At 72.2% G+C, this 22,674-nt stretch carries 17 protein-coding genes and 1 tRNA gene; 8 read left to right on the forward strand and 10 right to left on the reverse strand.

Annotated elements, in window-relative coordinates:
* The first annotated feature begins 27 nt into the window (after window positions 1-27).
* From AMK22_RS25000 to AMK22_RS25010, 3 genes are all read left to right on the forward strand, one after another.
* Entirely contained in the window at window positions 28-1,479 is a 1,452-nt protein-coding gene (locus AMK22_RS25000; RefSeq protein ID WP_073788575.1) for a peptidoglycan D,D-transpeptidase FtsI family protein, read from the forward strand.
* A 262-nt stretch (window positions 1,480-1,741) separates the two neighbouring features.
* On the forward strand, window positions 1,742-3,007 hold the full coding sequence (locus AMK22_RS25005; RefSeq protein ID WP_073788506.1) for an MFS transporter: 1,266 nt from the start codon (window positions 1,742-1,744) through the stop codon (window positions 3,005-3,007).
* Window positions 3,008-3,049: 42 nt separating this feature from the next.
* Window positions 3,050-4,303, forward strand: a complete 1,254-nt coding sequence (locus tag AMK22_RS25010) for a TerD family protein (protein ID WP_199883312.1) — start codon at window positions 3,050-3,052, stop codon at window positions 4,301-4,303.
* 97 nt (window positions 4,304-4,400) lie between these two features.
* Here the strand turns inward: AMK22_RS25010 and AMK22_RS25015 are convergent, their stop codons facing one another.
* From AMK22_RS25015 to AMK22_RS25025, 4 genes are all read right to left on the reverse strand, one after another.
* Entirely contained in the window at window positions 4,401-6,029 is a 1,629-nt protein-coding gene (locus tag AMK22_RS25015; RefSeq protein WP_073788510.1) for a TROVE domain-containing protein, read from the reverse strand.
* A 353-nt stretch (window positions 6,030-6,382) separates the two neighbouring features.
* A tRNA-Lys gene (locus AMK22_RS39615) sits at window positions 6,383-6,452 on the reverse strand.
* 215 nt (window positions 6,453-6,667) lie between these two features.
* Window positions 6,668-8,131, reverse strand: coding sequence for an alkaline phosphatase PhoX (locus AMK22_RS25020; RefSeq protein WP_073788512.1), 1,464 nt, complete (start codon window positions 8,129-8,131; stop codon window positions 6,668-6,670).
* A gap of 343 nt (window positions 8,132-8,474) precedes the next feature.
* Window positions 8,475-9,941 carry a hypothetical protein gene (locus AMK22_RS25025; RefSeq protein ID WP_073788514.1) on the reverse strand — a complete coding sequence of 489 codons (1,467 nt, stop codon included), beginning with the start codon at window positions 9,939-9,941 and terminating at the stop codon, window positions 8,475-8,477.
* Window positions 9,942-10,342: 401 nt separating this feature from the next.
* Between AMK22_RS25025 and AMK22_RS25030 the strand changes: the two genes are divergently transcribed.
* On the forward strand, window positions 10,343-12,217 hold the full coding sequence (locus tag AMK22_RS25030) for an endonuclease/exonuclease/phosphatase family protein (RefSeq protein ID WP_073788516.1): 1,875 nt from the start codon (window positions 10,343-10,345) through the stop codon (window positions 12,215-12,217).
* Window positions 12,218-12,450: 233 nt separating this feature from the next.
* Here the strand turns inward: AMK22_RS25030 and AMK22_RS25040 are convergent, their stop codons facing one another.
* Window positions 12,451-13,164, reverse strand: coding sequence for an antibiotic biosynthesis monooxygenase (locus AMK22_RS25040; RefSeq protein ID WP_073788519.1), 714 nt, complete (start codon window positions 13,162-13,164; stop codon window positions 12,451-12,453).
* A 255-nt stretch (window positions 13,165-13,419) separates the two neighbouring features.
* On the opposite strand from AMK22_RS25040, the gene AMK22_RS25045 reads away from it, so the two are divergent.
* On the forward strand, window positions 13,420-14,553 hold the full coding sequence (locus AMK22_RS25045; protein ID WP_073788521.1) for a lipid II:glycine glycyltransferase FemX: 1,134 nt from the start codon (window positions 13,420-13,422) through the stop codon (window positions 14,551-14,553).
* Between the two features lie 78 nt (window positions 14,554-14,631).
* On the opposite strand, the gene AMK22_RS25050 is transcribed toward AMK22_RS25045, so the two are convergent.
* A complete protein-coding gene (locus AMK22_RS25050; protein WP_073788523.1) occupies window positions 14,632-15,300 on the reverse strand; it encodes a DUF4232 domain-containing protein in 669 nt (222 codons plus the stop codon).
* A 294-nt stretch (window positions 15,301-15,594) separates the two neighbouring features.
* Here AMK22_RS25050 and dapA point away from each other — a divergent pair, with 294 nt between their 5' ends.
* Window positions 15,595-16,515, forward strand: coding sequence for a 4-hydroxy-tetrahydrodipicolinate synthase (dapA, locus tag AMK22_RS25055; protein ID WP_073788525.1), 921 nt, complete (start codon window positions 15,595-15,597; stop codon window positions 16,513-16,515).
* Window positions 16,516-16,554: 39 nt separating this feature from the next.
* Here the strand turns inward: dapA and dapD are convergent, their stop codons facing one another.
* On the reverse strand, window positions 16,555-17,544 hold the full coding sequence (gene dapD, locus AMK22_RS25060; protein WP_073788527.1) for a 2,3,4,5-tetrahydropyridine-2,6-dicarboxylate N-succinyltransferase: 990 nt from the start codon (window positions 17,542-17,544) through the stop codon (window positions 16,555-16,557).
* A gap of 293 nt (window positions 17,545-17,837) precedes the next feature.
* Here dapD and AMK22_RS25065 point away from each other — a divergent pair, with 293 nt between their 5' ends.
* A complete protein-coding gene (locus tag AMK22_RS25065) occupies window positions 17,838-18,725 on the forward strand; it encodes a winged helix-turn-helix transcriptional regulator (RefSeq protein WP_073788529.1) in 888 nt (295 codons plus the stop codon).
* 143 nt (window positions 18,726-18,868) lie between these two features.
* On the opposite strand, the gene AMK22_RS25070 is transcribed toward AMK22_RS25065, so the two are convergent.
* Both AMK22_RS25070 and AMK22_RS25075 read right to left on the reverse strand, forming a co-directional pair.
* Window positions 18,869-19,405, reverse strand: coding sequence for a TetR/AcrR family transcriptional regulator (locus AMK22_RS25070; protein WP_073788531.1), 537 nt, complete (start codon window positions 19,403-19,405; stop codon window positions 18,869-18,871).
* Complete coding sequence (locus AMK22_RS25075) at window positions 19,405-19,725, reverse strand: DMT family transporter (RefSeq protein ID WP_073788533.1); 321 nt, start codon at window positions 19,723-19,725, stop codon at window positions 19,405-19,407. Before AMK22_RS25075 ends, AMK22_RS25070 begins: the two co-directional genes overlap by 1 nt.
* Before the next feature lie 204 nt (window positions 19,726-19,929).
* On the opposite strand from AMK22_RS25075, the gene AMK22_RS25080 reads away from it, so the two are divergent.
* Complete coding sequence (locus AMK22_RS25080; RefSeq protein ID WP_073788535.1) at window positions 19,930-20,967, forward strand: DUF7847 domain-containing protein; 1,038 nt, start codon at window positions 19,930-19,932, stop codon at window positions 20,965-20,967.
* A gap of 99 nt (window positions 20,968-21,066) precedes the next feature.
* On the opposite strand, the gene AMK22_RS25085 is transcribed toward AMK22_RS25080, so the two are convergent.
* Window positions 21,067-22,461, reverse strand: coding sequence for a hypothetical protein (locus tag AMK22_RS25085; protein WP_073788537.1), 1,395 nt, complete (start codon window positions 22,459-22,461; stop codon window positions 21,067-21,069).
* Window positions 22,462-22,674: the final 213 nt, after the last annotated feature.

Below are 22,674 nucleotides of genomic sequence, written 5' to 3' on the forward strand. Positions count from 1 at the left end.
GCGATGCCCCGCTCGTCCTCCTCCGGGATGAACAAGACGATCAGGCGGACCTCGGTCTTCTGTCTGCTCCTGGTCCTCGCCCTGCTGGTGCGGGCGACCTGGGTGCAGGCGTATCAGGCACGGGCGCTCGCAGACGACGACCACAACCGGCGGAAGATCATGGCGCAGTACGCACAGCCGCTCGGTGACATCATCGTGGCCGGGAAACCGGTCACCGGCTCGAAGAGGACGGAGGGCGGCGACCTCGCGTACCAGCGCACCTACACCGATGGCGCGCTCTACTCGGCCGTCACCGGCTACAGCTCCCAGGCGTTCGGGATCACGCAGTTGGAGGGGATCTACGGCCCCGTGCTCAACGGCACCGACGACCGGCTGAAGAACCCGGTGGACGCGTTGACCCGCAAGCAGGCGGCCCCGGGCGACGTCCTGACCACGATCGACCCCGATGTACAGAAGGCCGCGTACGAGGCGCTCGGCGACGACAAGGGCGCGGCGGTCGCGATCGACCCGGGCACCGGGCAGATCCTGGGCATGGTCTCCACCCCGTCCTTCGACCCGTCGACGATCAGTGCGGCGACGGATGGCGACGCGTGGGAGAAGCTACGCGCCGACAAGGACAAGCCACTGGTCAACCGGGCGCTGCGGCAGCCGCTGGCGCCCGGTTCGACGTTCAAGCTGGTTGTGGCCGCCGCGGCGCTGGAGGACGGACTGTACGACTCCGTCGACGAGCGCACGGACAGCCCGAATCCGTACCGCCTGCCCGGCAGCAGCAAGGACCTGGAGAACGAGAACGCCTCCGCCCCCTGCGAGAACGCCACGCTGCGCACCGCGCTCCAGTACTCCTGCAACAACGTCTTCGGGAAGATGGCCGTCGATCTCGGCCAGGACAAGGTCAGGGCGATGGCGGAGAAGTTCGGCTTCAACGACGAGAAGCTCGACGTGCCGGTGCGCGCCTTCGAGAGCGTCTACCCGTCCGGCATGGACAAGGCGCAGACGGCGCTGTCGGGCATCGGGCAGTTCGAGGTGACCGCGACGCCGTTGCAGATCGCCATGGTGTCGGCCACCCTCGCCAACGGCGGTGAACTGGCCGCGCCGCACATGGTGTCGAAGGTGACGGACGCCGACGGCGACACCTTGCAGGAGTACGCCGACGGGGACACGAAGCGGGTGGTCTCGAAGTCCACCGCCGAGCAGTTGCGCAGCGCGATGGTGACGGTCGTCGAGGAGGGCACGGGCAGCAACGCCCGGATCGCCGGGGCCGAGGTCGGCGGCAAGACGGGGACCGCGCAGAACGGTGTGGGCAACAGCAGTACCCCGTACGCGTGGTTCACCTCGTACGCGAAGGACCGGACCAGCGACAAGGAGGTCGCGGTCGCGGTGCTCGTCGAGGACTCGGGCGCGGCCCGCTCGGAGGTCAGCGGCAACGGCCTGGCCGCGCCGATCGCCCAGAAGATAATGAAGGCCGCCCTGGCGCGCTGACAGCCGGGCGGGGCGGGGTCGGCGGGGCGTACGCCGGTCCCGGCACGGTGTCACCCCCGTGCCCCCTCTGCCTCTGCTTCTTCCGGTTCCCGAGCCCCGGTCGCACGCCCGCGCCGGGGCCGTATCGGGCATCTGCCGTACGAGTGCCGCCGGGGCCGCGGGCGCGACCGGTACGGAATAGGGCATCCTCCCGATGCCCTCGGGCCACCTCAGTGACCAGCCTGGACGCGTCACACAGGCACGGTTCTGGAGGATTGTCGTGGTGGGTGCGAGGCCGGGTTCGGCGACGGTACGGGTACTACGGGACCGTACGGCGGGGCTGTTCCTGACAGCGGTCGTCGTCTCGGGGTTCGGGACATCGGCGATGTGGCTGGCGGCCGGGGTCTGGGTGAAGTCGCTCACCGGCTCCGCCAGTCTGGCGGCGCTCGCCGTCTTCGCGATGTGGCTGCCGGTGCTGTTCGGACCCGCGCTCGGGGCGGTCGCCGACCGGCTTCCCCGGAAACCGCTGCTGGTCTGGTCGAACCTGCTGATGGCGGGGCTGATGACCACACTGCTCCTGGTCGACTCGGAGGGACGGGTCTGGATCCTCTTCGTCGTGCTCGTCCTGTACGGGGCGGCCTCCGTCGTGATGGACGCGGCCGAGTCCGCGCTGGTCGCCGGGGCCGTCGACGCCCACCTGCTGGGCGATTTCAACGGGCTGCGGATGACGGCGAACGAGGGCATGAAGCTGCTGGCCCCGCTGGCCGGTGCGGGGCTGTACACGCAGTTCGGGGGTGGCGCGGTGGCGCTGCTGGACGCGGCGTCGTTCGCGCTGGCGGCCGGTGTCTGCGCGCTGTTGCCGGTGCGTGAACCGGCCGGGGACGACACCGCGGCCCACCGGCGCGACGCAGAAAGCCGTTCCGGGATGCGCGAGCTGTGGCGGTCCCCGGTGCTGCGACCGCTGGTGCTGACGGGTTCGGCGACGATGCTGTGCGCGGGGATCAACGGGGCGGCGATCTACGCCTTCATCGACGTTCTCGGGCACTCCCCCTCGTACGCGGGTGCGCTGTACGCGGTGCAGGGCGCCGGGTCCGTCGCCGTGGGGCTGCTGGCGGGGCCGCTGCTGCGGCGGATGGACGAGCGGGTGTTCGCGGCGGCCGGAAGCGCGGTGTTCGCGGTGGCGATCGCGCTGCGGGCGCTGCCGTACGACGCGGTGGCGCTGGCGGGCAGCGTGATCATCGGGTTCGGTCTGCCGTGTGTGCTGATCGCCGCGATGACGGCGGTGCAGCGGGAGACCCCGGACGCGGTGCTGGGCCGTACCTCGGCCGCCGCCAACACGCTGTTGATGGTGCCGAACGCGGTGGCACTGGCGCTGGGCGCCGGACTGATCGCGCTGGTGGACGTCCGGGTGCTGCTGCCGCTGACCGGCGCGGCGGCGCTGCTGGCTCCGGCCCTGCTGCTCGCGGGGCGGCGGACGGCACGGCGCGCGGACCGGCTCGCGCCGCGACGGGACGGGGAAGCAGTGTCACGGGTACGTCAAGGCGGGTGAAGGTAAGGGAACGGCAAAGCCGGGCCGTTCGTTACCCGGTGCATGACCGCTATGACCCCTGGCTCGAACATCCCTCTGTCCGCCGCCCGCGTGGCAGTGGACGTCTCCGCACCGGTGCGGCTCGACGTTTCGGGCCTGCTGCTCGCCGCCTCCGGCAAGGTGCGCTCCGACGACGACTTCATCTTCTACAACCAGCCCGCCGGCCCCGGCGTGACGTACCGCTCCGGCGGCGGTACGTCGCCGGACGCGATCCTGGTGGACACCGCGGCGGTGCCGCCCGGGATCGAGAAGATCGTCGTCACGGCGAGCCCGGACGCGGCGGGGCAGACCTTCCAGGGCATCGAGCCCACGGCGACCGTGCGCAACGCCGACGACAACAGCGTGCTGGCCACGTTCACCCCGCCCCGGCTGACGACCGAGACGGCACTGGTGGTCATGGAGGTCTACCTCCGCAACGGCGCCTGGAAGGTCCGCGCGGTCGGTCAGGGCTATGCGAACGGCCTGGCCGGCATCGCGACGGACTTCGGCGTCTCGGTCGAGGATGAGCCCGCGCCGACCGCCACACCGGCACCGGCACCGGCACCGACTGCCATGCCCAGCGCGCCGCCCGCTCCGGCCGCCGCGCCCCCGATGCCCTCCGCGCCCCCCGTGGACCCGCGCATCGCCGCTCCCCCGGCCCCCGCCGCCCCGTCGGCCGCACCCACACCCGCACCCTCCGGCCGGATCAACCTCGACAAGGGCCGGGTCAGCCTCCAGAAGAACCAGACGGTGTCCCTGGTCAAGGGAGGCCGTCCGCTGCTCTCCCAGGTCAAGATGGGCCTCGGCTGGGAACCCGCGTTCCGCGGCAAGGACATCGACCTGGACGCCTCGGTGATCGCCTACGGTCCCCAGCGCAACCACCTGGACAGCTGCTACTTCGGCAAGCTCTCCATCCTGAACGGGGCGATCAAGCACTCCGGCGACAACCTCACGGGCGAGGGCGCCGGGGACGACGAGGTGATCACCGTCGACCTGGGCCGGATCCCGGCCGAGGCGACCGGCCTGGTCTTCACGGTCAACTCGTTCACGGGCCAGAAGTTCACCGAGGTCGCCAAGGCGTACTGCCGGCTGATCGACGCGGTCACCGGCGAGGAGCTGGTCCGCTTCGACCTGACCGGTGCTCAGCCGCAGACCGGCGTGATGATGGCGAAGCTGATCAGGCAGTTCTCCGGCGAATGGGAGATGACGGCCATGGGCGAATTCATCAAGGCACGCACCGTCCGCGGCATGGTGAAGCCCGCCGCCCAGTCGCTGTAGCGCCCCGGGCGGCGGCGCCCGGCCCACCACCCCGCCGTGGTCGAGACGGCCGGGGCGGGGCCGTGACGCCCGCCCCGGCCGCCCGCGGGGTTGTCGCTCAGGCCCGGTCCGGCTCCGGACGGCTCCAGGGCCAGTCCGCGTCACGGCCCGCCTCCAGCAGCGGCACCATGCGGAACGCCGCGTCGGACAGCCCGCCGAAGACGTGCCGGTTCGCGCCGCCCGACGGGGCGTGCCCGGTCCGGTACCCGGCCAGGTTCCAGGTGTAGACGGGCACGGTGGACGGCACGGCCGCCGTGGCGTCCGCCGCGTACGAGAACGACGCCTGCTCGTCGGTCACGATCAGCACCCGGTCGTGCTTGCGGTAATGGCGGCGCACCGCCTCCGCGGTGTTGGTGCCGCCGAGGTCCCCGAAGCGCTCCAGCACCTTCAGCACGGACTCGGCGCGCCGGAACTTCACCCGCGCGCTGCTCGTGCCGAACTGCACCAGGTCCGCCTCCTCGGCCCGCAGCGCCAGCGCCGTGCCGAAGATCGCGGCGGCGTCGGCACGGTTGAGCTGCGAACGGTCCGAGAGCGGCGACCACATCGATCCCGAGCGGTCCACCAGGATCAGCGTCCGCCCCGGCAGTCCGGGCACATTGGCCAGGGAGTGCCCGAGCGCCTTCTCCAGCGCGTGCGCCCAGCGCAGCGAGGGCGCGTGCTGGTACGCCGCGAGGTAGCGGAACGGGAACTGACGGGACGCGGCGACCACCTCCGGGTCGCTGATCCTCGCCGCCACCCGCGCGGCGACCTCGTCCGAGACGCCCGCCTCGTCGAAGTTCCGCAGATTGCGGACGAGCGCCATCGCGCCCATGGACGGAATCATCGCTTCCCAGGCCGCGGCGTCCATTGGCCCCTGCAGCCAGCCCGCCAGCGCCTCCCAGGTCATGCCCGCGGCGGCCAGCCGGTCCGCGCCGTCCGCTCCGGTGACCACGGCCCGCCGCTCCCCGACCGGGATCTCCCTCAGCGCCTTGTGGGCCGTGAGGGTGCGGTCGGCAGCGGGCAGCACGGCCGTCTCCGGGTGGTGGCGGCGGTCGAGGGCGTACCGGAACAGCTCGCCCTGCCACGGCTTGGCCGGATCGGGCGAGGCGTGCACCAGGTTCAGGACGTCACCGAAGCGGTAGCCCTTGGACGCGGTGTCGTACTTCAGCAGCGACCTGCCGTCGTAGAGACGGCGCACGGCATCGGCGATGCCGCGCTTGACCGGCTTGGGCACGGCGCGGCCGTGGCGCGAGGTCCAGTACCCGAGGAATTCGCCGGGCTCGTCGGCGCGCAGCAGGACGGAGTCGACGACCCGCCTGTTGGAAGGGCCGTCCTCGGCACCGGCGTCGAGGCGCGCCTTCACGTACTCGGCGGCGCCGACGAGCGAAGCGGTACGCATCTGCCCGTCGCGGCGCAGCCAGTGGAGGAGACCGGCGGTCCATTCCGGATCGCCGACGGCGAGTATCCGTACCAGCTCGGCGAAGCGGTCGTCGCGCTGCTCGCCGTCCTCGTAAAAGGTCTGCTGCGAGACGAAGTTGGCGACCGCGAGCAGAAAGAGCTCGGAGCGGTTGTCGCGCAGGAGGCCCCGGCCGCCCTGATGGTTCGGCGCGGTGCGCCCGGTCGACCTCACGGGCGAGGCGGCCCGGCGGCTGTCCGAACGGGACGTGCTGGTACGGGACCTGGTGGTGCGGAGGTTGAAGCGTGCCATGTGAATTCCCGCGAATTCGTTGGGAGAAGGCACAGCGAGGGGAGGGCGCCCGAGATCAGGATCGACGACGGAATTGTCCGAACGCTCTTCCGAGTTGAGCTACCGACCGGGGCCGGGCGGGATTCGAACCCGCAACCGTCGGATCCGGGAAGTATCCGTCGTCTTCGCACCGGGCACCCTCCCGGCTCTGTGCCTCCCGAGATCAGAGTCGGCGGCGGCGATTTCGTTTCAGGAAGGAGCCGCAGCCCGCGCACCGGGAGGTGCAGTCATTGCTGATGCAATTGTGATGCCCAGAGATCCAGGTCGGCGGAACCGACGATGGTGCTCTTGCCACTGAGCTACACCGGATCGAGATCCGGTGGCGGGAATCGAACCCGCGGCCTCCCCATTAAGAGTGGAAGTAGGTCCTGCCTGCGCACCTGGGCACGAACAGGACTCTAAAGGGGAAGCCGCGTCGGACGCGAGGGATTTACGCACGCACGTACGAGCGCACACGCGTACGAGCTCATACGTGTACGCGGCGAAGGGGTGGCCCGTACGCGGACGGGGAACCGAACGGGCCGGGTCCGTCCGTGCGGGCCGGGTCCGTCCGTGCGGGCCGGGTCCGTCCGTACGGGCCCGGCCGCGCGGACGGTGCGTCAGTGGCGGTTCGGCTGCCGCTTCCAGGGGCCGGTGATGGCGAGCATGATGCCCGGGTCCTGGATGTTGGCGTACAGCGTCCGGCCGTCGGGCGAGAACGTCACCCCGGTGAACTCGCTGTACTCCGGCTCCTGTTCGCTGCCGATGTTCAGCTCGTTGCGGGCGATCGGGTACGTGCGGCCGCTCTCCGTCGCCCCGAACAGGTGCTGGAGGCCGTCGCCGTCCTCGGCGATGACCAGACCGCCGTACGGCGAGACGGTGATGTTGTCCGGGCCGTCGAAGGCGCCTTCCTTCGACGGATCCGGGTTCACGCCCAGCAGCACCTTCAGCGTCAGCGTGCGGCGCTTCGGCTCGTAGAACCAAACCTGGCCGTCGTGCCGGCCGGGGCTCTCCGCGCGGGCGAACGAGGAGACGATGTACGCGCCGCCGTCACCCCACCACATGCCCTCCAGCTTGCGCGCGCGGGTGACCTCGCCGTCCGCGAACTGCTTGCGCACCGAGACGGTCTTCGCGTCGCGGTCGGGGACGTCGACCCAGTCCACCCCGTACACCGTGCCGATCCGCGTGGCCCGGGACAGGTCGTCGACGAACGCCCCGTTGCGGTCGAAGCACTTGAACGCCTGGAGCACACCGGCGTCGTCGGCGAGCGTGCGCAGCCTGCCGCGGCCGTGCCGGAAGCCGTGCGGCGGCACCCAGCGGTAGAGCAGCCCGTTGGGGCCGGAGGCGTCCTCGGTCAGGTAGGCGTGGCCGCGCTTGGGGTCGATGACGACGGCCTCGTGGGCGTACCGGCCGAACGCCTTGATCGGGCGCGGGTCGCGATTGGCGCGCCGGTCGTACGGGTCGACCTCGAAGACGTAGCCGTGGTCCTTGAGCAGTCCGTTCTTGCCCGCCTTGTCCTCGGTCTCCTCGCAGGTGAGCCAGGTGCCCCACGGGGTGGCGCCGCCCGCGCAGTTGGTGGAGGTGCCGGCGATGCCGACCCACTCGGCGGTGCGGCCGTCGCGGCGGGTCTCCACGACCGTGCAGCCACCGGCCGCGACCGGGTCGTAGACCAGACCCTCGGTGAGCGGCACGGGGTGCTCCCAGCCGGCGCGGGTGCCGCTCAGCTCGTGGTTGTTGACGAGCAGGGTGACACCGCGGGGGCCCTCGAAGGTGGCCGTGCCGTCGTGGTTGGACGGGGTGTACTCGCCGGTCTCCAGCCTGGTGACACCGCAGTGGGTGATGACCTCGTAGGAGAACCCGGCGGGCAGCGCCAGGATGCCCTTCGGGTCGGAGACCAGCGGTCCGTAGCCGGGCTCGTCCTGGTGACCGTGCCCGTGTCCATGGCCGTTGCCGTGACCGTGCTTCGGGTCCCCGGCGGCCAGGGCGCCGGGAGCGGTGGCCAGCGCGGCGACCGTACCGGTCAGCGCGATGCCGGCACCGGTGAGGGCGGACTGTCTGGTGAATTCCCTGCGCGTGAAGGACATCACGTCACTCCTGGAACGACTGGGCGGGTTGTTGGCGCGCCCACACTGACGCTCCTGCCCCAACTCCAGTTGAACTGCGGGCGACGCCCCGGGGCATCCTTCCTGTGCAGTTGACCGAATGCGATCGGCCGAAAGTATGCGACCAGCCGAAAGTCCTTGACCGGCTGCCGCGTTCGGGCGACCGGACGGCCGCCGCGACGGCCTGGCGGGTCCGGCCGCCTGTCTGCCGGACCCGCCCGTCATGCCACGTTCACCCCGGGCGCCGATCGTCTACGCGCTCTCAGGCACCTGTCCTTCAGGGGGACTTGAGGCGTTCGCGCCTCGCTCGATCGTGCGGCCTGCCTCAGGCGCCCGCGCGCGAGCGCGCCTTGAACGCCGCCTTGCGGGCCTCCTTGGCCTTCTTCTTGTCGCTGTGCAGCTGCCCCATCGCGTCGAGGACGTCCGCCGTCGCGGGGTGCTCCACCCGCCACACCTCGCCGAAGAAGCCGCTGTGCCGGTCTGCCAGGCTCTCGACGAGCCCCTGGAGCTCTTCCAGGTCGCCCTCGGCCTCCAGTTGGGCCGCGATGGTGTCGACGGCGAGCCAGAAGATCATCGGCTCCGGCGGCGCGGGCACGTCCGCCGCGCCCAGCTCCACGAGCCAGACCCGGGCGAGGCCGCCCAGCTCGGGATCGTCCAGCACCGCGCGCACCGCGGGCTCCGCCTCCGCGCCGACCAGGGAGAGCGCCTGCTGGCAGTGGAGCCGGCGCAGGGGCGCCTCCTGGTCCATACCCCGCGCCGCCGCGAGGAGTTCGGCCGCGGCACCGTCCGCGCCGCGGCGGGCGAGCCACAGTTCGGACTCGGCGCGGGCCGCCGCCTCGGGGTAGTGGGCGATACCGCCGAGGAGCACGTCGGCCCCCTTGTCCACGAGGTCACCGACCGCCGGGGCGTCCACGCCCGCCTCCAGCATCCGGGCCCGGATGCCGTACAGACCGAGAGGGGTCAGCTTCACCATGCCGTACCGGGTGACGTCCTCGTCGTCGGCCTGCGGGTCGGCGTCCTCGCTCTCCTCGACCAGCAACGCCTCGTCCACCGGCTGGTACTCGACGATCCCGATGGGTTCGAGGACCCGGAACTGGTCGTCGAGCCGCATCATCGCCTCGGACACCTCTTCAAGGATGTCGTCGGTGGGTTCGCCCATGTCGTCCGGCACGATCACCGAGGCGGCGAGCGCGGGCAGCGGCACCGGGGGCGTCCGTACGCCGCCGTCACCGGCGCCGTCGCCGACGGTGAGCAGGTACAGATTGCCGAGGACCCCGTCGAGGAACTCCGCCTCGGCCTCCGGGTCCCAGTCCAGGGCGTCGAAGTCGACCGAACCGTCCTCGGAGACGAGGTCGGCCAGGTCGTCGAAGACCGGCGCGGTGGCGTCGGCGTAGGCGGCCTCCAGACCGTCGAGCCAGATCGAGAGGACGTCCCGCGGCGAGCCTCCGGTGATCAGCGCCAGGTTCTCGCCCGCGGTGGCGGTCCCCTCCGCGTCCGGTCCGGCGTCCTCGTCCGGGTCCTCGACGTCGACGAGCCCCGTGTCGACCGCGAGCCGCCACGCCTCGCTCGCCTCCGCCGCGCCCTCCTCGTCCGCCGCGAGGCCGAGGTGCTCGGCCGCCGCGGGCAGCTGTGCCTCGACCAGCTCGCCACCGGCACCGACCCTGGTCTCCGGGCCGGCCCAGCGCGCGAGCCGGACGGCACGGGCCAGCAGCGGTGCGGCGAGCGCGTCCCGCGCCAGCTCGGCTTCGGTGTGCAGCCGTACGGGCGGCAGGGTGGGGCGCTCTGCGGACATCTGGTGATTCTCCTCGGGCGTACGGGGCGTACCGGGTCAGGCGGCCCAGCGTAGACGCATTTCGTCCCATGCCGCCCGGCTCGGGCGAAGGACGACGGCGGGACTCCCGGGGGCCCTTGACAACTGCCCGGCGCACACACGAGATTGACGCGCGTAGATCCACGTGGAGGCCATCGGCTCCTCTCGCAGGCCGTCGGCCCCTCGCGCGGACCACCGACCGTACGGGCTGCCGGCCCGTACGTGCTCCCGCACCGGAGGCGGCCGGGCCCGGGGACACCCCTGTCCGGGCGTGCTCCCGATCCACGCGGAGTCCCGCCCGTCCGCGCCGTTCCTCCCGAGCCCCCGACCTCCCTCGACACCCCCGATCTCCCTCGACGACCCTCGACCTCCCGGAGCCCGTGATGCCCGCCGCATCGTCCAGAACGACCGCCGTCTCCGCCGTAGTCACCGCCGCACTCGCGGCGGGCTTGCTGACCGGCGCTGCCACCACCTCCGCGTCCGCCGCCTCCTCCGCTTCTCCGTCCCCCTCCGGCTCCTCCGCCGACGGCCCGGTCAGGATCCACGACATCCAGGGCTCCACCCGCATATCCCCGCTCGTCGGCCGGCAGGTGAGCGGTGTCACCGGCATCGTCACGGGGGTGCGGACCTACGGTTCGAAGGGCTTCTGGTTCCAGGACCCGCGTCCGGACGCCGACCCCGCCACCAGCGAGGGGATCTTCGTCTTCACCTCGTCCGCGCCGACGGTCGCGGTCGGCGACGCGGTCACGGTCTCCGGCACCGTCACCGAGTACGTCCCGGGCGGTGTCGCCTCGGGCAACCAGTCGCTCACCCAGATCAGCAAGCCCACCGTCGAGGTGGTGTCCTCCGGCAACCCGCTGCCCGCGCCGGTGACGATCTCCGCACGCTCGGTCCCCTCCCGGTACGCGCCGGCGGGAGACCCGGCGGCGGGCGGTTCCGTCAACGCCCTCCCCCTCGCCCCCTCGCGCTACGCCCTGGACCACTACGAGTCACTGGAGGGCATGAACGTCCGGATCGGTTCCGCGCGGGTGGTCGGCGCCACCGACCCGTACTCCGAGCTGTGGGTGACGGTGAAGCCGCACGAGCACGCCAACCGGAGGGGCGGCACGGTCTACGGCTCGTACGACGCGCAGAACACGGGCCGGCTCCAGATCCAGTCGCTGGTGCCGCTCGCCGAACGCCCCTTCCCGACCGCCGACGTCGGTGACGTGCTGTCCGGCACGACCGAGGGGCCGCTCGACTTCAACCAGTACGGCGGCTACACGCTGGCCGCCCGCACACTGGGCGAGGTCACCGGCAAGGGTCTGCGCCAGGAGACGACCCGCGAGCAGCGCCGCGGCGAACTGGCGGTGGCGACGTACAACGTCGAGAACCTCGACCCGACCGATCCGCAGGAGAAGTTCGACGCGCTCGCCACCGCGGTGGTGAACAACCTCGCCTCGCCCGACATCGTCGCGCTGGAGGAGATCCAGGACGACAACGGCGCCAAGGACGACGGCACGGTCTCCGCCGACCGCACCGTCGCGAAGTTCGTCGACGCGATCGTGGCCGCGGGCGGCCCGGCGTACCAGTGGCGTTCCGTCGACCCTCAGGACAAGAAGGACGGCGGCGAGCCCGGCGGCAACATCCGCCAGGTGTTCCTCTTCAACCCGGAGCGGGTGTCGTTCACCCACCGCGCGGGCGGCGACGCCACGACGGCGACCGGCGTCGTGCGGGAGCGGGGCCGGGCGGCGCTGACCCACTCCCCCGGCCGGATCGACCCGGCGAACGCGGCGTGGGAGAACAGCCGCAAGCCGCTCGTCGGGGAGTTCGTCTTCCGCGGCCGCACGGTCTTCGTCGTCGCCAACCACTTCGCGTCCAAGGGCGGCGACGAGTCCCTCGTCTCCCAGCACCAGCCGCCGACCCGTTCGTCCGAGGTGCAGCGGCACGCACAGGCCGGGGTCGTCAACACCTTCGTCAAGAAGCTGCTGAGCGTCCAGAAGAACGCCGACGTGCTGGTCGTCGGCGACATCAACGACTTCGAGTTCTCCGGCACGACCAAGGCGCTCACGGCCGGTGGCGTGCTGTACCCGGCCGTGAGGTCGCTGCCGCGCGCGGAGCGCTACTCGTACGTCTACCAGGGCAACAGCCAGGTCCTCGACCAGATCCTGACCAGCCCGTCGATCGACGACTTCGAGTACGACAGCGTGCACATCAACGCCGAGTTCGCCGCGCAGAACAGCGACCACGACCCGCAGGTGCTCCGCTTCCGTCCGTGAGCCGTGGCGGGGCGGGACGGCCCCGAGCCGACCGGAGCGGAACGGGACGGTCCCGAGCCGGACGTGGCGGGCCGGGACGGTCCCGAGCCGGACGTGGCGGGCCGGGACGGTCCTGAGCCGGACGTGGCGGGCCGGGACGGTCCTGAGCCGGACGGGCGCGGCCGACCGCGTTCACCCCGGCGGCTCACGCCCTCCCGCCCGTTCCGCGCCCCGCGTACCCCACGCACCACCTGCTACACGCCCGCCCTCGGCCCGATGCTGAGCGCGGGCGCGTAGCGGTTCACGGTGCTCGTGGCCACTCCCGGGTAGGACCGCACGCGCTCCCACTGCGGCGTCCTGGACCCGATCCCGTCACCGGGCGCGGCCAGCGCGTCGGCGTGGGCCCGGGCGCTCTCCCATTCGGCGTAGTTGAGCACACGGGTCCCGTCGACACTCACGTGGAAGTGCGCCGAGATCCCTCCGGGGGCGAGCGCCGGGTCGGTCCCCAGTGCCTCGAACACCGTGTCCACCCAGTCCCGTTGACGGGCCTTGTCCGCCCCATCGAACTCCACGTCGACGATCACCACGCATCCCGGCTCCCGCCCGTCCCCCTCCCCCGGCCCCGTCGAGCGGTACATTTCGAGACTGTGCAGCCCGAGCCGCCGGATGCCCGGCACGGCGGCGTCGATGTCCGCGTTGCGCTCGTCCCGGCCGTGCCGGAAGAAGTCCTGGTACGCCTGCTCCCCACTCCACTGGGTGTAATGGAACAAGGTCTTTCCGTCCTCACCGGTATGGACGGTGTACGAAAGCAGTCCCGCATGCGGCCACTCCCTGCTGTCCCACGCCTCGCGGATCGCCTCGACCGTCCGCCGTTGGCGCTCCGGAGTGCCGACATCCCAGGTGCTCGCCTTGACCAGTCCGACGTCATTGCGGGCAGGATCGGGACGGGATTCGAAACGCACACTCATGACGGGTCCTCCTGACCCGGCGCACCCGTGCGGTACGCCGCCGACGGCCACACTGCTACGTCAAGCACACTTGAGGTCAACGGCGCTCCCGCCGCCGGAACCGATGGGACGAACGGGCGAACAGGGCGGACCGGAGGACCGAGCGGACCAGAAGACGAACCGAGCCGAATGGCGAGCAGAACCGGATGGCGAACCGGGCCGGATGACCGACTGAGCCGGAAGACGGCCGGAACCGGAAGACGATCGGAGCACCGCATGAACCCGCACCTCAGGGCGATCACCCGCGAGGAACACCTGGCATTCGTCGCGAGCAGGCCCGCCGTGAGCCATATGCAGGTTCCGTCGTGGGGCGATGTGAAACCCGACTGGCGCGCGGAGAGCATCGGCTGGTTCGAACCGGACAGCACCGGCCGGGAACAGCTCACCGGAGCGGCGCTCGTGCTCCACCGCCCGATCCCCCGCACGAGGCGCACGCTGGCCTATCTGCCGGAGGGCCCCGTCATCGACTGGAACGACCCCGACCCGGGGCGGTGGCTCGGGCCGATGCTGGCGCATCTGAAGTCGGGCGGCGCGTTCGCGGTGCGCATGGGCCCCCCGGTGATCGCCCGGTACTGGGATGCCGGGACCGTCAAGGAGGCCGTCGCGGACCCGGCGGCCCGGCGCCTGCGCCACGTGCGGGCGGACGCGGACGATCCGCGGGCCGCCGCGCTCGTCGACCGGCTGCGCGGGATGGGCTGGCAACGGGGCGCGGAGGACGGCGAGGACGGCTTCGCCGCCGGACAGCCCCGGTACGTCTTCCAGGTGCCGCTCGCCGGGCGGTCGCTGGAGGAGGTCCGGACCGGTCTCAACCAGCAGTGGCGGCGCAACATCAAGAAGGCGGAGAAGGCGGGCGTCAAGGTCGACGAGGGCGGCTACGAGGACCTGCCGGTCTTCTACGAGCTGTACCGCGAGACCGCCGAGCGCGACCGCTTCGCCCCCCGCCCGCTCGGCTACTTCCAGCGCATGTGGGCCGCGCTGCGCGCCGAGGACCCCGACCGCATGCGGCTCTACCTCGCCCAGCACGAGGGCGAGACGCTGGCCGCCGCGACGATGCTGACCGTCGGCAACCACGTCTGGTACTCCTACGGTGCCTCGACCGCCCGCAAGCGCGAGGTCCAGCCCGGCAACGCGATCCAGTGGCGCATGATGAGCGACGCGCACGAGCGGGGCGCGGCGGTGTACGACCTGCGCGGGATCACCGACACCCTGGCCGAGGACAACCATCTGCTGGGCCTGTTGCGTTTCAAGGTCGGCACCGGCGGCCGGGCCGCCGAGTACGTCGGTGAATGGGACTACCCCATCAACAAGCTGCTCCACCGGGCCTTCACGCTCTACATGGCACGACGCTGACCCCGCCCGCGCGACGCGGCACCGGCACGGCGCCGACACCGGCACCGGCCATCCGTGAGGCGCGGCGCCCGCGCCGCACTACGCGGGGCCGGCCCGCCAGGCGGTCATGTTCAGTTCGTCGAGCAGCCGCACGTCGCTGCCCTCCAGCGGGAAGACGCGCGCCTCCATGCCGGGGGCCGGTGCGATCTCCAGCGCGTCGCCCTCGACGAGGTCGCCGCCGGTCGGGGTGGAGACCCAGGCGAGCAGCGACCACACCGTCTGCCCCGGTTTCAGCACGACCTCCTGCGGGCCCCGGTCGGTCCCCATGTACGAGGAGGCCGGGTTCACCGGCACCGGCAGCGGGTCGCCCGCCTCGTCCAGGACCCGGACGGACGGGTAGCCGTGGACGCGGTACGGCTTGCCGCCGCAGTTGGTGAGGGTGAGCCCGACGGCCCGATGTCCCAGCGCGGCCTCGATCTCGCCCATGCCGACGACGACCCCGGAGGACGGACAGTGCGTCCGGCCGCTCGCGGTGGGCGTGGGGGCGGGCCCTCGCGCCGACGGGGGCGACGGCCGGTCGAGGAGCTCCGCGGGAACGCTCGGGAACGGCGAGGGCAGCTTGTCGGCGTGCACGGAGCCGGGCGGATACGACGCGCTCGGCGTCACCGCCGGCGCCGACTCCGGTTCGCCCTCGCCCGCCGGTACGAGGAACCCCGCGCATCCCGAGAGCGACAGCCCCAGGGCCCCCGCCGTGAGCGCCGCGCGCACGGCCGCCCCCGGTCCCCGTCCCCCGGCCCCGGTTCCCGCCCGTTGTCGTGCCCCTGCCCCTGCGATCGCACCTGCCCGCGTCCGTGTCCGTCGCCGCGCCCACACGCTCATGCACCCGCCCCCACGTCGGCCTGCCGCATAGGCGTTCGATCATGCCAGAGCGCAGGAGACCCACCTGCGGTCCCGTCGAGCGGTCCCACCGGGTGCCGCCTCTCGACTGTTGAGCGTTCCTTTCCCTTTACTCCAAGAAGAACTAAGTGGACCTTCACGGTTCGGCCGACCGACACTTCGGGAATGACAGCCCCCGAAACCCGCACGGCCCCCTTCGGCCGGATGCTCTGCGCCATGATCACGCCGTTCACCGCCTCCGGCGCGCTGGACCCGGACGCCGCCGGGAGACACGCCGCCGCCCTGGTCGCCGACGGTTGCGACGGGCTGGTGCTCAATGGCACCACCGGCGAGTCCCCGACCACCACCGATGCCGAGAAGGCCGCGCTGCTGCGAGCCGTCAGGGCGGCGGTCGGCGATCGCGTGCCGATCGTCGCCGGGGTCGGCAGCCCGGACACCCGGCACACGATCGACCTCGCCCGGCAGGCCGAACGGGCGGGTGCGGACGGCCTGTTGGTGGTGGCTCCGTACTACAGCAGGCCGCCGCAGGCCGCCGTGGAGACGTACTTCCGGCGTGTGGCCGACGCGACCGGCCTGCCGCTGATGCTGTACGACATCCCGGACCGGACCGGCATCCGCGTCGAACCGGAGACCCTGCTGCGGCTCGCCGGGCACCCGCGCGTCGTGGCCGTGAAGGACTGCGCGTACGACCTGCTGGGCTCCACGAAGGTGATCGGCGCGACCTCGCTGGCGTACTACTCGGGCTGCGACGAACTGAACCTGCCGTTGTACGCGGTGGGCGCGGCAGGTTGCGTCAGCACGGTGGCGAACGTCGCGCCGCGGCAACTGCGGGCGCTCCTGGACGCGTTCGACGCCGGGAACACCGCGGAGGCTGCCCGACTCAATCGGCTGCTCACCCCTCTCACTGAGCTGATGACGGCCTCCGGCCTGCCCGGCACGGTGACGGCGAAGGCGCTGCTCGGCGCCGGACCGGTCCGGGAACCGCTGCAGCCCGCCGGGCGCGGGGCGACCGACGGGCTGCGCAGGGCATACGAGGAACTGCTCACCACCACAGGGCGCTGCCCTTCACCGACGCCAGTCCCGTGAGGGACGCCGACGCCGTGGCAAATGTTGCCGGGAGCGGCACTAGTTGTGGCTGTGCAGGATGTCGTTGAGACCGTCCCACACCGCGTTGTTCGGACGGGCCTCGACCGTGCCGGTGACCGAGTTGCGGCGGAAGAGGATGTTCGAGGCGCCGGAGAGCTCACGGGCCTTGACGATCTGGCCGTCCGGCATCGTGATGCGGGTGCCCGCCGTGATGTAGAGCCCTGCCTCGACGACGCACTCGTCGCCGAGCGCGATCCCGACCCCGGCCTCGGCGCCGATCAGGCAGCGCTCACCGATGACGATGCGCTCCTTGCCGCCCCCGGAGAGGGTGCCCATCGTGGAGGCGCCGCCGCCGATGTCGGAGCCGTCGCCGACCACGACGCCCGCGGAGATCCGGCCCTCGACCATCGACGTGCCCAGGGTGCCCGCGTTGAAGTTGACGAAGCCCTCGTGCATGACGGTGGTGCCGGAGGCCAGGTGCGCACCGAGCCTGACCCGGTCGGCGTCGGCGATCCGGACGCCCTTCGGGGCGACGTAGTCCGTCATCCGGGGGAACTTGTCGACCGAGGTGACCTGGAGGTGCAGACCCTCGGCGCGGGCGTTCAGCCGCACCTTCTCGACGTCGTCCACGGCGACCGGGCCGAGCGAGGTCCAGGCGACGTTGGTGAGGAGCCCGAAGAGGCCGTCCAGGTTCTGGCCGTGCGGCCGGACGAGACGGTGCGAGAGGAGGTGCAGACGCAGGTACGCGTCGTGGGCGTCGAGCGGCTTGTCGTCGAGCGAGGCGATGACCGTGCGTACGGCGACGACCTCGACACCGCGCCGGGCATCCACCCCGATGGCCTTGGCGGCACCCGCGCCGAGGAGGTCGACGGCCTGGTCGGGGGTGAGCCGTTCGGTCCCGGCCGGGCCGGGGGCGTCGGCGAGTTCGGGGGCGGGGAACCAGGTGTCGAGAACGGAACCGTCACCTGCGACGGTGGCGAGGCCGGCGGCGACGGCGCCGGTGGTGCGGGGAGAAGTCGTATCGCTCATGCACGAAACCTAACCGGGCAGGTGTGATCGGAGCCAACCGGTCTCGCCGGGTGGTCGCGGCAAGCCCCCCGGAAGGCCGCGCCCGCTCCCCGCGAGGCTCCCAGGACTCCCGGGCCTTTCCCGGCCCGCACTCGGTCTCCTTTGGGAACCGACCATGGCATCATGGTTCCCGAGCGCCGATCCTGGCGACGGGCCGGGAATGGAGGCCCGGAGCCCCGCAGCCCCGCAGCCCCGGAGACCCGCAGCCCCGGAGACCCGGAGACCCGGAGGCCCGGAGATCCACGGAGAATCCCATGCCCCAGCGCACCAGCCTGGCCGACGCCGACTGCGCGATCGCCCAGGCGCTCGACGTCGTCGGCGACTGGTGGACCCTGCTGATCGTGCGGGACTCGGCACGCGGGGTGCACCGTTTCGACGCGCTCCAGTCGGAACTGGGCGTGTCCCGCAAGGTGCTGACCGAGCGGCTGCGGCTGCTGGTCGACGCGGGCGTGCTGTCGCGCGAGCCGTACCAGGACCGGCCGCCCCGGTACGAGTACCGGCTCACTCCGCGCGGACACGCGCTGCTGCCCGTGCTGATCGCGCTCCAGGACTGGGGCGACACCTGGGTCATGGGAGAAGGGGACGTGATGGCGACGGCGGCGGAGAACTCGAAGGAGGCGGCCCGGGTGCACGCCCTGGTGGGCACCCGCCTGCCCGGACTGCGCCTGCTGGACCACGACGGCGAGTGGCGCGACCCGGTCGCCGACACGCCGCACACCGTCCTGTACTGCTTCCCCGGCGCCTACGCCCGCCGCGACGCCTATCCGCCGGGCTGGGCGGGCATCCCGGGCGCGAGCGGCTGCACGCTCGAATCCTGCACATACCGCGACCAGTTGGCCGAGTTCACGGCGGCCGGTGCGACCGTGCACGGCGTGTCCACCCAACGCCCCGACGAGCAGCGGGCGTTCGCGGCGGCGGAGCGGCTGCGCTTCCCGCTGCTCTCGGACGCCGAGCTGGATCTGACCGCGGCCCTGCGACTGCCGACCTTCCGGGCGGCCGGTGTCGGCCGGCTGAAGCGGCTGACGCTGGTGGTCGACCGGGACCGGACGATCCGCGAGGCGCTGTACCCGGTCACGGACATCGAGGCGAGCGTACGGGCGGCGCTGCGGGCCGTACGAGGAGCGGCCCGGCCGGACGAGTGAACACGCGGCGCACGGGTCCGGCGGGCCGGGCCGCCGTCGTGCACCACATGCCGGGCCGCGAACCGGTCGGCCGGCGGGCAGCCGCCACGGCCGGCGCACACCGAACACCACACATCGGCAACACGCCACGCGCCGAGGACCGGTCAGCCGACGACGCGCCCCATCATCTCCCGCGTGTACGCCTCGTCGTACTCCCCACCGGTGAGCAGCGCCTGCAGGCAGATCCCGTCCATGAGCGCGATCAGCGCACGCGCCGTGGCCGGATCGGTGCGCCGGGACAGCAGCTCGGCCGCGCCGTCGGTCCACTCGGCGGCTACGGGCCGCAGCGCGGGTCTGCGGAGCGCGGCGAGGTACAGCTCGTACTCCAGCTCCGCGCGTCCCCGCCCGCCGCGGAAGTACTCCCCCAGCAGCCGGGCCAGTTCCCCGGCGAGGTCGGCCGCGGGGTCGGCGAGGGCCCGGCTCTCCCGCATGACCTTCGCGAAGTTCTCGTTCGACCGGCGGAGCGCGGCGATCAACAGCTCGTCCAGCGAGGCGAAGTGATACGTCGTCGAGCCCAGCGGCACATCGGCCTCGGCGGCGACGGAACGGTGGCTGAGGCCCGCGATGCCCTTGGCGCCGACCACGCGGATCGCGGCGTCGATGATGCGATCACGCCGCTCGGGGTCGTACCGGCGGGCCATCAGTGGGCCCCGCCCAGGTTCAGCACCACCACTCCGGCGATGACGAGCGCTATGCCCGCGAGCTTGACCGGGCCGCCGGACTCCCCCATGAAGAGGATGCCGATGGCGGCGACCGCGGCGGTGCCGATACCGGCCCAGATCGCGTAGGCGGTCCCCACCGAGAGCGTCTTCAGCGCCCGGGCGAGCAGTGTGAAGGCGGTGAGGTAGCCCACGACGGTGATCAGCGAGGGCCACAGCCGGGTGAAGCCCTCGCTGTACTTCATCGCCGTCGTACCGGCGACCTCCGCCACGATCGCCGCGGCAAGCAGTCCGTAACCCATGTGTACAAGTGTACGCATCGCCGCTCTTCGTACGGTACGACGACTTCTCGCCGATGGGGAGCTACGGTGTCCCGGACCGGGGCACGGACGACGGCAACGGACACGAGACACGACGGAGCAGCAGTGACGCAGGACGCAGGGTGGGGTGGCGGGGCGCCGTACGGAGGAGCGCCCTACGGAGGACCGCCGGGTTGGGGTGGCTGGATGCCACCGCCCCCGAAGCCCGGAGTGATACCGCTGGCGCCCCTGAAGCTCGCGGACATACTCGGGGGCGCCTTCGGCACGACGGGCCGTTACTGGAAGCAGCTGCTCGGGATCGGCGGGGCCGCGTACGGCGGGACGCTGGCCGTCGTGGCGGTGACGGCCCTGATCGCGTACGGGGCGGCCGGTGAGCACCTGCGCCGGCTCCTGGAGCTCAGCGCGGACGAGGACCCGGCGACGGGCGACATCGTACCGGTGCTGACCGGACTGGGCGCCGTCTGGCTGGTCGGCGCGGTCACCTTCGTGCTGGCGACGGCCCTGGTCTACGCGGCGGTGCCGGCCGTCCTCCAGGAAGCGGTGCTGGGCAGGCCGACGACCTTCTCCGCCGTCTGGCGCCGGGCCTGGTCCCGCGTACCGTCGGTGGCCGGGACGGTGATCCTCGTGTCCCTGGTCGTGATGATCCCCGTCGTGCTCGCGATGGTCGGCTTCATCGCCCTCATGATCAGTGTGATCACCCTGGACAGCGCCGGCGCCGCCGTGCTGTGGTCCGCCTTCGGGCTCCTGGGCGCCCTCGCCACCGCCCCGCTGGCCGCCTGGCTCTGGGTGAAGTTCAGCCTGGCCCCCTCCGCCGTGGTCTTCGAGGGCCTGCGCCCGGTGGCGGCGATGCGCCGCTCGGCGCAGTTGGTGCGTGGCGACTGGTGGCGGATCTTCGGAATCGCTCTGCTGGCCCTCGCCATGGCCGCGGTGGCGAGCTACATGATCCAGATGCCGTTCTCGTTCCTCGGCATGTTCTCCGGCGCCATCGGCGGCGCGGCCCTCGCCGAGGACCCGAACCCCGCCTCGATCGTCCTCGCCATGAGCGGCTACATGGTGATCATGCTGCTGGGGCAGCTGGTCGGCCAGTTCATCTCGGCGACGTTCCCCCAGCTGGTGATCGGGCTCCTCTACGTCGACCGGCGCATACGTACGGAGAACCTGGGCCCGGTCCTGGCCGAGGCGGCTGCCGCCGCGCCGACCCCGTACGGCCCGCACGGCCCGTAGCGGTGCTCGCGGGGCCCGGAGTGTCCGGCGCCCGTCACTTCCGACCGGCCTCCGGCCCGGCCCTGGCGACCAGGGACCGGGCCGGTGCCCGTCGTGCCGTCAGCCGCCGACGGTGAACCGGACGGCGCGCGACTTCTTCCATTCGGCGTGGTCGAGGTCCTTCGCCTCCGTGCCGTCCCCGTACAGATCGGCCGACCCCGAGTCCGTGATCAGCTGGACACGGGCGCCCGGCGCCGTCAGATCCGGGACGTCGACGACGGCCTCCCAGCCGCCCGGGTCGCCGGTGGGCAGGTCCAGCCGCTTGACCGGGGCATGAGCGGCGACCCCGTCCCAGCTGTAGAGGGCGTACGGGTCGGAGTTGTCGTCGGCCGCCCAGGAACCGGCCACGATCAGGTACTGGTCGGCGGCGTTCTTCCGGATGTCGCGGATGCTGAGCCCGCCGAGGTCCAGCTCGATCGGCGTGCCGATGACCGCCTTCGCCCCGCCGCCGACCACGTGGTCGAAGTTGGTGACGGGCACGATCAGCGCCTTGCCGCCCGCCTTCGGCGGCACGAGCGGGGCCCGGAAGCCCAGGTACGCGGTGGTCGTGGAGCCGGGCGCGAACTCCAGGCCCTCGATGTTGAACCCGTCGATCTGCTTGGGCACCTCGCCGTCCGCCGTCCCCGCCGAGAATCCGAACCGGTCGCCGTGCGCCTCGTCCCAGGCGACGAGGTCGTCCCGGAGCCTCTTGTACGAGCCGCCCACCGTCAGCCGGGTGCCGGCCCCCGTCCCGGTCACCGTCGTGGTGAACACGGTGTTGCGGTCGGCCTTGTACTGGCCGCTCTTGTTGTTGCCGAGCGAACCGGTCCAGTAGATGGTGTTCCCGACCCGGGCCGCGGCCTCGATGTCGATCTCCTTCGACACCCCGAGCTCCGGGCCGACGTCCCAGCTCCTGACCGGCGCGCCGGAGGCGGAACGGTCGTACAGGCGCAGCGTGTTGGACTCGTCGTCGGCGACGACCGCGTAGCCGTCGCCGACGTCCACGGCGGCCGAGGCGTCCGACGAGCCGGTGAGGTAGCGCGTGTCGGCGGCGTCCCGCACGGCGGCCGACGCCGCGTAGTGCAGCTTCTTGGTGGCGGTCTTGCCGCCGAGTCCGGTGACCTTGATCGTGAGGTCGGTGAAGCCGCGCCCGCGGGCGGCGACGGACAGCCTCCGGGTGGCGCCCGTCCCGGTCACGGTCACATCTCCGGTCCCGGCGACGGACGGCTTGGAGCTGGCGGACGCCGCCACCGTGAGCGCCCCGGCGTCGGCCCCGCTCTGCGCGACGGTGACGGTGACCACGGGGTCGCCGGTCGCACCGACGGCGCCGGAGAGGTAGGAGACCGGGAGCCCGATGGTCGGCGTCCCGTAACCCGCGGCGTGCGCGGGGGCGTTCGGCCCGAAGGCGGTCAGCGCGAGAACGGCGCCCACGGCGGCGGCCGTCCGACGGTTCCGTAACGAAGACGTGTGCAGCACGGCATGCCTCTCGTCGGCGTGGTGACGCGGAAGGTGCGGAAAGGCTCCGATACCCGCGACAACACCGGGCACACACCGAGCAGACTTCGGGCGTACGTTCCGTGTCCGATTCGGCGCGCCGGGCCGGTACCCGGCCGTCGGCACCGGGCGCCACGGCAACGCGGTTGCAAGCACATCGCACCTGGTCACAGGGTGTACGACGGCTGTAGCCGC

Origin of the sequence: Streptomyces sp. CB01580, from assembly GCF_001905795.1 — a bacterium.
Lineage (GTDB): Bacteria > Actinomycetota > Actinomycetes > Streptomycetales > Streptomycetaceae > Streptomyces.